The 610-nt window shown below is 42.5% G+C and carries 1 protein-coding gene; it reads left to right on the forward strand.

Annotated elements, in window-relative coordinates; genetic code table 11:
* Positions 1–511, forward strand: a 511-nt coding sequence (locus tag R7O13_RS28630; protein WP_318305431.1) for an alpha/beta hydrolase, incomplete at its 5' end; no start/stop codon positions are given.
* Positions 512–610 lie beyond the last annotated feature (99 nt).

Genomic DNA, 610 nt, shown 5'->3' on the forward strand with positions numbered 1-610 from the left:
TACGATCATTGTTCGAAATTTAGCGGAGTTGTCTTCTGAAAGAGTTCGTTCGATGGTTTTAGGCGGTGCGGTGACACGCTTGAATACGCGTTCGCAGATTTTGGTTAAGTTGGGTAACTTCTGTAAACATATCTTGCCTTATATGTGGTTGTATAAGCTGTTTGCCTACATTGTGATGCCTCAACGAAGTCAGCGTGAATCAAGGCATTTGTTTATTCGAGAAGCAAAGAAGCTGTGCCAAAAAGAGTTTAAACGCTGGTTTATTCTTGCCGCGGATGTAAACCCATTGATGAAGTACTTCAAAGACAGAGAGTTACCCATACCGACATTGTATTTGATGGGTGATAGAGACTATATGTTCATCCAACCGGTGAAAGAGATGGTTGCAGCGCATAAGCTCAGTATCTTGCGTGAAATTCCAAACTGCGGTCATGTCTGCAATGTAGAGCGTCCTGAAGATTTTAACCAACACTCTATCGAATTTATAAAGCAACAAAGTATCGTCGCCTAGCCATCAAGATAGACACCTAAAATGCGAGAATAGGGGAGTGATTATGGCTCCCCAATTTGATATCCACATTGCCAACACGCACCAAACTGTCCTTCGTTG

The organism is Vibrio sp. Y176 (genome assembly GCF_033438945.1).